The organism is Coprococcus sp. AM14-16 (assembly GCF_003434675.1).
Lineage (GTDB): Bacteria > Bacillota > Clostridia > Lachnospirales > Lachnospiraceae > Coprococcus > Coprococcus aceti.
Map to the genome: position 1 here is coordinate 628,418 of NZ_QTLL01000001.1, position 14,080 is coordinate 642,497.

Genomic DNA, 14,080 nt, shown 5'->3' on the forward strand with positions numbered 1-14,080 from the left:
CTTAAGGAGAAAAAAGGTATGTTAAATGATGGTTATGCAGAACATATAGTTAAGGCGAAGACACCTGCGAGTGTTACCTGCAGTATGGCTGCCGGAATCGTGCTGATGATCGCCGGACTTGGCGCAGCGATGTTCGTTCAGGGCTTTGGCAGTATTGGATTCTTAGTTGCGATTGCAGGTGCTGTTGTATTTGGTATTTTTGTTTCCAGAAGAGAGACGGAGTATGAATATATAATGGTGAATGAGGATATAGACATCGCAAGGATCATTGCAAAGAAGAGCAGAAAAAAGATCATAAGCTTCAGCAACGCCGATGTAAAGTTCATTGCGAAAGAGGGATGCATTTACCTCGACAATGAGCTTCAGCAGGACAGCTCAATAAAGACCAGGGATTTCACATCCGGCAATAAGCAGAATCAGGATGGTGTGTATGTGTTCGTCCTCAACAAGAACGGCAAGGCTGAATTCGTGAAGCTTGAGCTCTCAGACAGAACTATTGATCATGTAAATAACTTTTTCAGAGGAAAGTATAAAGAATAAATAATATTGACCCTCACGGTTGATACTAAACTGTATATATACAGGAGGTGTCGCTGTGAGGGTCTTTGTGTGTAAGTGCTTTACTATATTTATGACGGGTGGGATGATATATTATTTCCTGGAGATATCGGCCAGGCATTATTCCCATTATTCCATGATAATTTGTGGAGGTCTTGCTACGCTTTTGTGCGGCGGACTGAACCAGATGTTTCCGAAGATGGGGATACTTGCGCAGATGCTGGTTTCCTCTGTGATAATATCTGAGCTGGAGTTCCTGACCGGGTATGTTGTGAATATAAGACTAGGACTTAACGTGTGGGATTACTCTGATATGCCGTTAAATCTTGCGGGGCAGATATGTGTGCCTTATTCTATCCTGTGGATGTTCCTGTCGCTGATCATAATATATGTGGATGATGAGATACGGTGTCATATGTATAATGAAGAAAGGCCTGAGTACAGATTAATATAAAATATGGGAAAAAGCTCTTGATTCCATAGGGGAGTGGAGTAACAGCTTTTTCCCATATTCCATGTGTGTGCATATTTAATAAATTCCGTGTGAAAATATTATGATTCAAGGGGAGTAATCTTTAAACCCTTATAAAGCTTAGTATAAAGATTGCGCTCATCAGAGTACAACATTATACCACGTGAATCGCGTACGATATACGCATATTTGTTCTTCTGCACATTCATGTAAAGAACTTCATCAACGTTGAGCTCCTTGGCTTTGACCTTGGCAACGCTGACGCTGAGCGGCTCTAACTTGTACTTTTTAATTGCCTGCTGAACTGTCATAATCTACACCTCCATTGATAAATGATCATAACGTGCTTTAGTAACTATCTACAGTATATTGTAAAGATATAACAAAGTCAACTAGTAAACATGCACAAATGTGCAAAAGATCATCGAATGTTGTAAAATGTGGTGTGAAATATCAACAAAAAAGGAGAAAACAATGATGCAAAATGCAAATTATTATCAAATGATGGAGAGACAGATAGCTGAATTTGATAGTGAAAATACACAATGCGGCAGAAAAAAATTGTTGCTGCACTGCTGTTGTGCGCCATGTTCCAGCCATTGTCTGTCGGTCCTTGCGGAGCATTTTGACATAACAGCTTATTTTTACAATCCAAATATAACGGATTACGATGAGTACATAAAAAGATTCCGTGAGCTTGACAGATTTGTACATGAAGTATATGTGGAAGGAGTGGATGTCGAACTGGCGGAGCATGAGCCGCAGGTGTTTCTGGATATGGCTAAGGGCAGGGAGGATCTTCCTGAGAGAGGACTCAGGTGCTATGACTGCTATAAGCTGAGACTTGAGAAGAGCGCGATCCATGCGAAGAAAAATGAATATGACGTATTTACGACCACATTGTCGATAAGCCCCCACAAGAATGCGGACTGGCTGAACGAGATAGGTGCAGAGATGAGCAGGAAATACGACATAGATTATCTGTTCAGTGATTTCAAGAAGAAAAATGGATATAAGCACTCGATAGAGCTGTCAAAGGAATATGGATTATACAGACAGAATTTCTGTGGATGTGAATTCAGCAGACGGGCTGCTGAGCTCAGAGATGAAAAAATTAATAAAAATATTGAATAAAAAACAAGATTTTTGTCGTGAACACAAAAATAAAAAATATATCGAAAAAAATATTGTACCGCCTTGTCAAATGTGGTAGTATTTATTAAATTAAGAAAAAAAGAGGCCAATAAATGTGGGTTATCTCAAGCGTTTCCCCGTTTTCACTCTTTTTTTTTGAGCAAAAATAGAAAAAACGAAAGGAATACGATTATGAAAGCTTTTTTGATACTTGAAGACGGACACGTGTTTGAAGGTAAAAGTATTGGCTCTACTGACGAGATAATCAGTGAGATAGTATTCAATACTTCGATGACCGGCTATCTGGAAATTCTTACAGATCCATCATATGCAGGGCAGTCAGTATGTATGACATATCCGCTTATAGGCAACTACGGTGTATGCAGAGAGGATATGGAGGCTGGCAGACCTTGGCAGTCAGGATTCATTGTTAGAGAGCTCTGCAAGACTCCTAGTAATTTCAGAAGCGAGATGACCATAAACGAATTTCTTGTTGAGAATAATATAACTGGTATAGAAGGAATAGATACCAGAACACTTACCAAGATCCTCAGGAAAGATGGTACCATGAGAGGTATGATCACAACTGATGAGAATTATGATTTTGATGAGTGCATGAAGCGTATTAAGGCATGGAAGATGGGACATGTTGTTCTCGATGTTACATGTAAGGAGAAAATGTTCTATCCTGGCGATGGATATAAGGTTGCAGTCATCGATCTCGGTGTTAAAAAGAACATCGTCAAGTCCCTCCTTGCAAGAGGTTGTCAGGTTACTGTATATCCTGCAGAGACACCTGCTGAGGAGATCATCGCAGACGCTCCGGACGGAATCATGCTTACAAATGGTCCTGGAGATCCAAAGGAGTGTAAGGTCACAATAGCTCAGGTAAAGAAGCTTTTCGATACAGATATTCCAATTTTTGCTATATGTCTTGGACATCAGCTCATGGCGCTTGCCAACGGCGGTGATACAGAGAAGATGAAGTACGGACACAGAGGTGCAAACCATCCTGTAAGAGATATGAAGACCGGCAAGGTATATATTTCAACACAGAATCACGGATATATGGTCAAGGAAGACAGCCTCGACAGAAAGATCGCAGAGGTCAGCTTCGTCAATGTAAATGACGGAACAGTAGAGGGAGTTCACTATCTTGGAAAGAATGCACAGACAGTTCAGTTCCATCCGGAGGCATGTGCAGGTCCGCTGGATACAGATTCGCTGTTTGATACATTTATGAATATGATGGAGGTGTCAAAGTAATGCCAAAGAATCCTAATATAAAAAAGGTTGTAGTTATCGGATCAGGTCCTATAGTCATCGGTCAGGCTGCTGAGTTTGATTATGCCGGAACACAGGCGTGCCGTTCTCTTAAGGAAGAGGGACTGTGCGTTGTCCTCATCAACTCAAACCCTGCAACCATCATGACGGACAAGGATATAGCAGATAAGGTATATATTGAGCCTCTTACGGTTGATGTTGTAAAGGCTATCATTGAGAAGGAGAAGCCGGACAGCCTTCTGCCGACACTCGGCGGTCAGGCAGCCCTCAACATCGCCATGGAGCTTGATGAGTCAGGTTTCCTCAGAGAGCATGACGTGCTTCTCATAGGAACATCATCAACGACCATCAAGAAGGCCGAGGACAGACTTGAGTTCAAGAAGACTATGGAGAAGATCCATGAGCCTGTAGCACCTTCAGAGGTCGTTACAACTGTTCAGGGCGGTCTTAACTTTGTCAAGAAGATAGGATACCCTGTCGTTCTTCGTCCTGCATATACACTTGGAGGTTCAGGTGGTGGTATAGCCAACAATGAGGAAGAGTTCAAGGAGATCCTCATGAACGGTCTCAGACTTTCACGTGTTGGGCAGGTCCTCGTTGAGAGATGTATAGCAGGGTGGAAGGAGATCGAGTACGAGGTTATGCGTGATGCAAATGGTACATGTATAACTGTATGTAACATGGAGAACCTTGATCCTGTCGGAGTTCACACAGGAGATTCTATAGTTGTAGCTCCGTCGCAGACACTTGGAGACAAGGAATACCAGATGCTCAGAAGTTCAGCACTGAACATTATCTCAGAGCTCAACATCAAGGGTGGATGTAACGTTCAGTTTGCTCTGAATCCTAATTCATTTGAGTATTGTGTTATCGAGGTAAACCCAAGAGTTTCAAGATCATCGGCACTTGCATCAAAGGCAACCGGATATCCTATTGCAAAGGTATCTGCCAAGATAGCCCTTGGATACAACCTGGATGAGATCAAGAACGCTATTACAAAGAAGACATATGCCAGCTTTGAGCCGGCACTTGATTACGTGGTTGTCAAGATCCCTAGACTTCCATTTGATAAATTCATCGCCGCTGACCATGATCTGACAACACAGATGAAGGCAACCGGTGAGGTTATGAGTATCTGTACAAACTTTGAGGGTGCACTTATGAAGGCTCTCCGTTCACTGGAGCAGCATGTAGACAGTCTCTGGTCAAGCAGATACAAGGATATGACAGACGAAGAGGTTATAAAGCTTCTCGGACATGTTGATGACAGACGTATCTATGTCATAGCTGAGGCTATCAGACGTGGAATATCATACGATCAGATCTATGACATCACCAAGATTGACAGATGGTTCATAGACAAGATCCACAACCTTGTTAAGGCTGAGAGAAAGATAATCGAGTCCAAGGGAGATATCTCCAAGGAGCTAATGAAGGAGATCAAGAGAGTTGAGTTCCCTGACAAGGTTATCGCGAGACTCACAGGCAAGACAGAGAAAGAGATCAGACAGATGCGTTACGACTACGGTGTAACAGCACACTTCAAGATGGTTGATACATGTGCAGCAGAGTTTGATGCCATGACTCCATATTACTATTCATGCTTTGATTCTCTGGAGAACGAGGTCGCTGAGGACAATTCAAAGAAGAAAGTAATGGTACTTGGTTCAGGCCCGATCAGAATCGGACAGGGTATCGAGTTCGATTACTGTTCAGTTCATAGCACATGGGCATTTGAGAGAAAGGGTTACGAGACAATCATCGTCAACAACAACCCTGAGACAGTCAGTACAGACTTTGATATAGCAAACAAGCTTTACTTTGAGCCTCTTACAGCGGAGGATGTTGAGGCTATAGTAAATCTGGAGCATCCGGATGGAGCTGTTGTACAGTTCGGTGGACAGACCGCTATCAAGCTCACAGAGGCACTCATGGAGATGGGGGTACCAATCCTTGGAACAAGTGCAGAGAATGTAGATGCAGCAGAGGACAGAGAGCTCTTCGATGAGATCCTTGAGAAGTGCTGTATACCAAGACCTGCTGGTAAGACGGTATTTACAAGAGAGCAGGCGCTTGAGGCTGCAAATGAGTTGGGTTATCCGGTACTTGTAAGACCTTCATACGTTCTCGGTGGACAGGGAATGCAGATCGCGATCTCTGATAAGGATATCATAGAGTTCATGGATATCATCAACAGACATACCCAGGAGCACCCAATACTTGTAGATAAGTACATCATGGGTAAAGAGGTCGAAGTCGATGCTGTATGTGACGGAGATGACATACTTATCCCTGGTATCATGGAGCATGTTGAGAGAGCCGGAATACATTCAGGAGACAGTATCTCAGTATATCCTGCACAGACACTCTCACCAAAGACAAAGAGAGTCATCGCTGATTACACCAAGAAGCTTGCAAACAGCCTGCACGTAATCGGACTTATAAATATACAGTTTATTGCATACAATGATGAGGTATATGTAATAGAGGTAAATCCTCGTTCAAGCCGTACAGTTCCATATATAAGCAAGGTAACAGGAATACCTATCGTAGATCTTGCAACACGTGTTATCACAGGTGAGAAGATCAAGGATATGGGTTACACACCTGGTCTTCAGCCGGAGTCAGAGTATTTCGCGATCAAGAAGCCTGTATTCTCATTTGAGAAGATCAGAGGCGCTGAGATAAGCCTTGGACCTGAGATGAAGTCAACAGGAGAGTGCCTTGGTATATCCAAGAACTACAATGAGGCTCTGTACAAGGCATTCCTTGGAGCCGGAATCAATCTTCCAAAGACCAAGAAGATGATCCTCACAGTCAAGGACTCAGATAAGATGGATGCTATAAATATTGGTAAGAGATTTGCTGCTCTTGGATATGAGATATATTCAACAAGAAGCACATGCAGAGTTCTCAATGAGAATGGTGTTCCTGCAAAGCTCATCAACAAGGTTGAGGAGCCATCACCAAATCTGCTTGACCTGATACTGAGCCATGAGATCGATCTGATCATCGACACTCCATCACAGGGTGTTGAGAGAAGCAAGGATGGATTTATCATCAGACGTCACGCAGTTGAGACAGGTGTTACATGTCTTACAAGCCTTGATACAGCCGATGCGCTGCTCACAAGCCTTGAGACCGCTGATACCACAAAGCTTTCACTCGTGGATATAAGCGAGATATAAGTTCTGATTAAACAGATAAAAAATGGGGCAAAATGATAAACAACGTTAAAAGGGGTTGTCATTTTGCCTCATTCAATTTATGCTTGTTAGCATGTGGGATGTCACAAGGCATCTTCCCTGCGTGGCATAGAAATGAATGCATTATAATTGATAGAAATAAGAGGTGAAATATGCATAATGTTCCTACAGATGAGGTGTTTGTCATAGGACATAAGAATCCGGATACGGATTCTATATGTTCAGCGATTGCGTACGCCCATCTGAAAAATCAGCATGAGAACAAATACATTCCAAAGAGAGCTGGAAATATAAATAAAGAGACACAGTTTGTCCTTGATTACTTTGGTGTGCAGGAGCCGGCACTTGTGAGCAATGTAAATGTACAGGTGAAGGATATAGCATACAGAATAGTTGATGGTGTGTCGGGAGACATCACCATGAAGAGAGCATTTGAGATAATGCAGGATAACGACGCCACGACACTTCCGGTCGTCAATAACGGCAAGATAAAAGGAATCATAACTGTTGGAGATATAGCCGAGGCATATATGCTTGAGAAGGATGATAATTCCCTGTTCATAGCTGGTACAAAGTTCTCACACATAATAGATACTATAAATGGCGAGCTTGTATACGGTGACGCCGACGGATATGTTAAGGATGGAAGAGTGATCGTGGGAGCTGCCCAGGTTGACATCCTTGAGAGACATGTCAAGGAAAATGACATAGTCATAGTGAGTGACAGGGTTGAGGCTCAGCTTGCGGCCATAAACTGCGGTGCGAGCATGCTCATAGTCTGTCTTGTGAACAGCATATCTGATGTTGTCCTGGAATTTGCTAAGAACAAGGGATGTGCGGTTGTCGTAACACCGACTGACACCTATGCTGTTGCCAGACTTATCGGACAGAGCATGCCTATCGGATTCTTCATGATAAGAGACCGTATAATGACATTCTATGAGGATGACGATATAGATACACTTAAGACGACCATGGCAAAGACCAGAGTGAGATACTTTCCGGTTACGGACGGCTATGGCAACTACAAGGGACTTGTATCAAGGCGTAACTACATCAATGCGAGAAAGAAACAGCTCATACTTGTTGATCACAATGAGAGAACCCAGTCTGTTGACGGCGTGGAGAATGCCGAGATACTCGAGATAATCGACCACCACAGGATCGCAAATATAGAGACCATGAATCCTGTGTATTTCAGAAATCAGCCACTTGGATGTACTGCTACGATCATCTATCAGATGTACAAAGAGCAGAATGTCAAGATAGATAAGCCGATAGCCGGACTGCTCTGCGCAGCGATACTTTCCGATACACTGGCATTTAAGTCTCCGACGTGTACATTCATAGACGAGGCTGCTGCAAAGGAGCTTGCAAGGCTTGCAGAGATAGACATATATGAATTTGCCATGGAGATGTTCGACGCGGGAAGCAACCTCAAGGACAAGACCATGGATGAGATACTTCATCAGGATTTCAAGAAATTCGACATTGGAGATATGGTTGTTGCTGTTGGACAGATCAATTCCGTCAATGAGAAAGAGATAGACAGAATAAGAAACGGTATGCGTGAATTCCTCGGTGAATATATGGAGCCTGGCTGTGATGTGGTCCTGTTTGCAATGACCAATATTCTTCAGGAGGGCTCAGGTATCATATGCGTGGGAGAGAATGCACAGGAACTGTGCAGTAAAGCATTTGATGTGCAGCTTGAGGATAGCTATGCATATCTTTCCGGTGTTGTATCAAGAAAGAAACAGATAGTTCCTGCTCTTGTAAAGGCGACACATCAGATATAGACAGGATCGTATATAGAAGGTAACAGTATGGATATATATACAACAAATGCATATATAAGAGATACATTTGGAGAGAAATTATATAAGATATCATTGAATGCAGGAACCACCTGTCCCAACCGTGATGGTAAAGTCGGGACAGGTGGCTGTATTTTTTGCAGTGCCAGCGGCTCGGGAGATTTCTCTGAGGATGCAGTCATGAGCATAGATGAACAGATAGAACTGGCAAAAAAGAGGATATCAGGCAAATGCAAATGCGACAGATATATAGCGTATTTCCAGTCATATACAAATACATACGGTGATGTCGATGCTTTGCGCGAAAAGTTTCTGGCGGCTGCAAGAAGGGATGACATTGCGGCTGTATCGATAGCCTCCAGACCGGACTGCTTTGGCCCGGAGGTCATAGATATGATAAAAGATATAATAGCTGTTAAACCTGTGTGGATAGAACTTGGCCTCCAGACAGCAAATGACAGGACAGCACAGCTCATCAACAGGTGTTATGACATAAGTGTGTATGATGAGACGATGAACAGACTCAGAGAACTGGGAGTTCACATTATAGTTCATATGATAATAGGCCTGCCCGGTGAGACGAAGGAGGATATGATTGATACGGTAAGGTACATAGTGCGAAGCGGCGCAAATGGTATAAAGCTCCAACTGCTTCATGTCCTCAGGGGAACTGTTCTTGAAAAAATGTATGAGGAAGGAGTGTTCCGTGCACTGACATTTGCTGAATACGCAGATATTTTGTGTGATTGTCTTAAAGAGCTTCCTCCTGATATGGTTGTTCACAGGTTCACCGGGGATGGGCCTAAGAATATTCTTGTTGCGCCTCTGTGGAGTGCTGATAAGAAGAGAGTTATAAACGATTTGAACCGTATTATTTCGAAATTGTGAGTCTGCTAGCAGCTCAGTGCAGACTTTAAAAACAGCCTGAGATTTTCCCTGCCATTGTCGTCAAGCTGATCACAGTCGGACAGTATTCCTGTCGCTTCCGGTGGAAGAGTCCTGCCGTGACTGTAGGCGAGGAACACTTCGCTGATGTCCATTTTATTTTTCTTTGCTATATCGATGCAGGTGAGCAGCACCAGATGACTCATATTAATACTGTATAAATTGGATATCCTGATAAGATTTATGAGATCCGGGATTCGCTCTCCGCATTCATAGTGCGAGTAGGCGGAGACGGACACCTTCAAGATGGCGGCTATTTCCTGCTGCCTTTTTCCGTGGCTGCGCCTTAGAGACTTCAGTGCGCCGCCTATCACTGCACAGTTAAAATCCTGATCGGATGAATCGTCTTCGTACACCGACGGATCAATGTTGCGTTCTTTTCTTTTTTTCATATTTTCCTGTTTTCTCCTTGAAAATAATATTTACTGTAATTGGTGGGTATAATACTGAATCTACAGTCTGGAATTTTTAGATGCTAGATTTGCCACAAATGTGTCTATCAGTTGGCGGTCGCTGTCGTTTAGAGATCTGTAATTGCCCAGCATGTCTGCTGTGCTCTGGTTGGATTCTATGGCGGTCATGTATGAATTGTCCTCCATGACGATCTGCAATGGCTTTGGATGCCCCTGCATGTATCTTGATGACAGGGTGTATGCGTATAGAAAATCGTGGTCGAGAAGCTCTGACAGTTTTATGGCCTGTTCTATATTTGGTATGTTTCTCCCTTCCTCGTAGTTGGCATATCCGGATCTGGAAATAGAGAGCGCGGCTGCGACATCCTGCTGTGTGAGTCCTGCCTTCTGTCTGAAGTATCTGAGAAGGGCAGGTAGTGGATTGGATGAATGTGGTTTCATGTTTCACCTCCTTTGAATGTTTTTTTGCATTGTACACAAAAATAGTCCGTTGTAAATCAAAATGTAATAAAAAGTGTTATTTGATGTAATAATTAATCACATGTGGGATGGAGAGTATGATATAATTATCTGAAAAAACAATCGGAGGTTACCCAAATGAGTCTTGCAGATGATCTCTTTATAAACATGTGTAAAGATATAATCGATAATGGATATAGTACGGAGGGGGAGAAGGTCAGACCAAAGTGGGAAGATGGAACATTTGCCTACACCATAAAGCGCTTTGGTGTTGTCAACAGGTATGATCTGTCAAAGGAATTCCCTGCGATAACACTTAGAAAGACGTATGTGAAGTCGGCTATTGATGAGCTGCTCTGGATCTGGCAGAAAAAGTCAAATAATGTTCATGATCTCAAGAGCCATATATGGGACAGTTGGGCGGATGAGGACGGTTCCATAGGAAAAGCATATGGATATCAGCTTGGTGTAAAGCATAAATACAAAGAGGGTATGATGGATCAGGTGGACAGACTGATATATGACCTTAAGAATAACCCATATAGCAGAAGAATGCTCACTAACATATATGTTCACCAGGACTTGAGTGAGATGAACCTGTATCCGTGTGCGTACAGCATGACATTCAATGTAACTGGGGACAGACTCAACGCTATATTGAATCAGAGATCCCAGGATGTTCTTGCGGCCAACAACTGGAATGTTGTCCAGTATGCGGTTCTGGTACATATGCTTGCCCAGGTCACGGGATTTAAGCCGGGAGAACTGGTACATGTGATCGCGGATGCTCACATATATGACAGACATATACCGATAGTCAAGGAGCTGATAACAAGACCTACATATCCTGCTCCAAAGTTCTACATGAATCCTGATGTTAAGGATTTCTATGACTTTACTCTGGATGATTTCAGAATAGAAGACTATGAGACGGGACCACAGATTAAGGATATTCCTATTGCGATATAAGACTATGAAGCATGGGACGGGAAGTATACAGATGGAGGACATATGAAGTTTATTGCAGCAGTAGATAAGAATTGGGCTATTGGAAATAAAGGCAGATTACTGATAAGGATATCGGAGGATCAGAGGAATTTCAGACAGACCACGATGGGGCATGTCGTTGTTCTAGGGAGGAAGACTCTGGAGGAGTTTCCGGGTGGAAGACCGCTCAAGGGAAGGTCAAATATAATTCTCAGCAGAAATCCTGAATATACAGTTGAGGATGCGGTGGTTGTCCACTCGATGGACGAACTGTTTGCAGAGCTGGCAAAGTATAACACGGATGACATTTTTGTCATAGGCGGACAGACTATCTACGATGAGCTCATACCATATTGTGATGAGGCGGTTATCACCAAAATAGACAGAGAATTTGAGGCTGATGCATTTATTTCGGATCTCGACAAAATGGACAACTGGAATGTGACGGATGAGAGACCGGGTGAGGATGTGTCAGAGGTGAATTTTACATTTGTCACATATAAAAATAGTGATGTGAAGAAATAAATTATAATAATTTTTATAATATTCACAAAAAAGCACCTTTTTTTGATTGAAAATTCACAAAAAACATTTGTTAAATGAAGATTATTGTGATACAATTTTTTTATATTTGGGAGGTGCGCTAATGAAGGAAGTATTAATTACATCGGGAACAAGCTTTGAGGGATATGATATCGTTGACTATGGAACATACAAGTTCACACAGACGATACTTAATTCCAACTTTTTGAAGGATTTCGGAACATCTATTGCGGATATTGCCACGGACAGAAGAGATATCTATCAGGAGAAGATCGATGAGATCCTCAATGAAACAATCAATAATTTCACAGATATGGTTCGTGAGACGAAGTATAATGCTGTAGTTGGATTCAGAACGGGTGTTGAGGAATACACCAACAACGTGACTGCTGTTGTTGCCAGTGGAACTCTGGTAAACATAAAGGAGCAGTACAAGTCAGAATTTGACAAGAGCAGCTTCATCAGAAATGAGATTTATGTAAGAAACTATTACGACCTGCTCGTGCCAAGGGCATCAAAGGTTGTACTTGCATCAGAGGGCAAGGGAACAAAGATTTCCGTGTGGTTCAACAACTACAATAACGACGATATAAAGGCGCTTAAGGCAGAGCTTCAGTTCACCAATATCTATGGTGACAATATAACACTGCCGGATGTTGATTTTACATTTGATAAGACCAACCTCAAGCTCCTCAAGTCGGATTATGTGGAGTGTAAGCTTCCGGATAAGTATATAAAGATGATATCCTCCGTCAAGGTATACATCAAGAAGTATGTCAAGGCCAGCGGAGTATACGAGATAGATGCAGATTCTATCGAAATTGAGATGTCTGACGTTAAGTTTAAGGCACTCAAGCTTAAAAAGGGAATTGATGCAGTAGCAAACTACAAGTCAGATGGACTTGTGTGGACATGTAACTGTGGACACGTAAACGAAGGCGGCGCAGAGGAATGTGTGATCTGTGGAAGAAAGCAGGATGAGATGAAGAACTCTATCACATTCAACTACGAGCCTATGCTTGAAGAGATGAAGACAAAAGAGTATGTAATAGAGATCAAGGATGTACTCATGAAGTACATCAAGGACATTGATACAGGAATGAGAATGCAGCTTCTTGAGATCATGGAGTCCGGTCTTAATTACGAGAAGAGCAGAGGATCCATGAAGGACTCTGTTATTGAGAAAGTTGAGAATCTCTTCCTTGGATTATAAGGATTATAAGACGATATGCAACAGTACATGGTACAGATAATAAAAAATCTTAAGGAGAAGGGTTACAGACAACTCAATCCGGAAAGTAACAACGTATACGGCAGAGCAGACAGCGATGCCGTATATATTGTTGTTATAGGCAGTAATCATAATCTTGATTCTGAGACTCTGAAAAAGTTCAATAATAAAATATTGCTTGACGTTTCTTCGGATTCGCATAGAAAAGTCAATCTTCTCAATATACTCATCACTCCAAACGGAATGTTTGATGATATGACAAAAAAGATAGTTGAAGAACTGGACAATGTCTGGCTGTTCACGGAGGATTACGGAAAGCTGTATATATTTGAGAATCAGCCCACTGACTTTGACTCACTCTATGATGTGATCGATAAAAAAACGGTGGTGGATAACCGCAGATCCCAGCACAATCTGATAAGAATGTTCGGTGTTGTAACACCGATATTACTGTTGTTAAATATTCTGGTGTACGTTGCATGTATCTTTGTTTATCAACCTACGGAACTGGCTGTGGAAGTGCTTGCGATATCAGAAAAAGGACAATATTACAGATTCCTGACATCAATGTTTACACATTTTGGAATAGCACATCTGGTTGGAAATATGGTAATTTTGATCGCACTCGGTGCGAGGGTTGAGAATATAATAGGCAGATTCAATTATGTCATAGTTTATATTGCCACGGGTCTTACTGCGTCATTTGCATCATACATAGATTGTTTTTATAATAATACATATGCTTACTCGGCTGGTGCATCCGGAGCGATATTTGGTCTTCTGGGAGTGCTGGTTGTCATAGCATTTTATAATAAGGGCCGGGTGAAGGATCTGTCACTTATTAATATGCTTATATTATTTATTCTGACACTGGTTAACGGAAAGATGTCAGAAGGTATTGATAATGTTGCCCATGTGGCGGGATTTGCGGCCGGGTTAGTGACCGGGATAGTCATTTTGCTGACCAATCAAAAGGTTGTAAAGAATAGCCGTTTATGATAAAATAATACGATGATAAAAAAGTGGGAGGC

General features: G+C 42.2%; 14 protein-coding genes. 11 read left to right on the top strand and 3 right to left on the bottom strand.

What is annotated here, in order from left to right; all coding sequences use genetic code 11:
• The first annotated feature begins 18 nt into the window (after positions 1-18).
• Together DW159_RS02875 and DW159_RS02880 are read left to right on the top strand one after the other, a co-directional pair.
• A complete protein-coding gene (locus DW159_RS02875) occupies positions 19-540 on the top strand; it encodes a DUF6106 family protein (protein ID WP_117548891.1) in 522 nt (173 codons plus the stop codon).
• A gap of 55 nt (positions 541-595) precedes the next feature.
• Positions 596-1,012, top strand: coding sequence for a putative ABC transporter permease (locus tag DW159_RS02880; protein ID WP_022216384.1), 417 nt, complete (start codon positions 596-598; stop codon positions 1,010-1,012).
• 98 nt (positions 1,013-1,110) lie between these two features.
• On the opposite strand, the gene DW159_RS02885 is transcribed toward DW159_RS02880, so the two are convergent.
• Positions 1,111-1,341, bottom strand: coding sequence for a hypothetical protein (locus DW159_RS02885; protein WP_022216385.1), 231 nt, complete (start codon positions 1,339-1,341; stop codon positions 1,111-1,113).
• A gap of 163 nt (positions 1,342-1,504) precedes the next feature.
• On the opposite strand from DW159_RS02885, the gene DW159_RS02890 reads away from it, so the two are divergent.
• The 5 genes from DW159_RS02890 to DW159_RS02910 all read left to right on the top strand — a co-directional run bounded on the left by DW159_RS02890 (position 1,505) and on the right by DW159_RS02910 (position 9,359).
• A complete protein-coding gene (locus DW159_RS02890) occupies positions 1,505-2,164 on the top strand; it encodes an epoxyqueuosine reductase QueH (protein ID WP_082418038.1) in 660 nt (219 codons plus the stop codon).
• Between the two features lie 192 nt (positions 2,165-2,356).
• A complete protein-coding gene (locus tag DW159_RS02895; RefSeq protein WP_117548892.1) occupies positions 2,357-3,430 on the top strand; it encodes a carbamoyl phosphate synthase small subunit in 1,074 nt (357 codons plus the stop codon).
• Positions 3,430-6,636, top strand: a complete 3,207-nt coding sequence (carB, locus tag DW159_RS02900; protein ID WP_117548893.1) for a carbamoyl-phosphate synthase large subunit — start codon at positions 3,430-3,432, stop codon at positions 6,634-6,636. Before DW159_RS02895 ends, carB begins: the two co-directional genes overlap by 1 nt.
• A gap of 170 nt (positions 6,637-6,806) precedes the next feature.
• A complete protein-coding gene (locus DW159_RS02905) occupies positions 6,807-8,453 on the top strand; it encodes a putative manganese-dependent inorganic diphosphatase (protein WP_117548894.1) in 1,647 nt (548 codons plus the stop codon).
• Between the two features lie 27 nt (positions 8,454-8,480).
• On the top strand, positions 8,481-9,359 hold the full coding sequence (locus tag DW159_RS02910) for a TIGR01212 family radical SAM protein (RefSeq protein ID WP_117548895.1): 879 nt from the start codon (positions 8,481-8,483) through the stop codon (positions 9,357-9,359).
• Positions 9,360-9,364: 5 nt separating this feature from the next.
• On the opposite strand, the gene DW159_RS02915 is transcribed toward DW159_RS02910, so the two are convergent.
• Positions 9,365-9,808, bottom strand: a complete 444-nt coding sequence (locus DW159_RS02915; RefSeq protein ID WP_117548896.1) for a helix-turn-helix domain-containing protein — start codon at positions 9,806-9,808, stop codon at positions 9,365-9,367.
• A 60-nt stretch (positions 9,809-9,868) separates the two neighbouring features.
• Positions 9,869-10,270, bottom strand: a complete 402-nt coding sequence (locus DW159_RS02920; protein WP_117548897.1) for a helix-turn-helix domain-containing protein — start codon at positions 10,268-10,270, stop codon at positions 9,869-9,871.
• 156 nt (positions 10,271-10,426) lie between these two features.
• Here DW159_RS02920 and thyA point away from each other — a divergent pair, with 156 nt between their 5' ends.
• From thyA to DW159_RS02940, 4 genes are all read left to right on the top strand, one after another.
• A complete protein-coding gene (gene thyA / locus DW159_RS02925; RefSeq protein ID WP_117548898.1) occupies positions 10,427-11,257 on the top strand; it encodes a thymidylate synthase in 831 nt (276 codons plus the stop codon).
• 42 nt (positions 11,258-11,299) lie between these two features.
• Positions 11,300-11,800 carry a dihydrofolate reductase gene (locus tag DW159_RS02930; protein ID WP_117548899.1) on the top strand — a complete coding sequence of 167 codons (501 nt, stop codon included), beginning with the start codon at positions 11,300-11,302 and terminating at the stop codon, positions 11,798-11,800.
• Positions 11,801-11,921: 121 nt separating this feature from the next.
• Positions 11,922-13,031 carry a heavy metal-binding domain-containing protein gene (locus tag DW159_RS02935; RefSeq protein WP_117548900.1) on the top strand — a complete coding sequence of 370 codons (1,110 nt, stop codon included), beginning with the start codon at positions 11,922-11,924 and terminating at the stop codon, positions 13,029-13,031.
• A gap of 15 nt (positions 13,032-13,046) precedes the next feature.
• Positions 13,047-14,048, top strand: a complete 1,002-nt coding sequence (locus tag DW159_RS02940) for a rhomboid family intramembrane serine protease (protein ID WP_117548901.1) — start codon at positions 13,047-13,049, stop codon at positions 14,046-14,048.
• Positions 14,049-14,080: the final 32 nt, after the last annotated feature.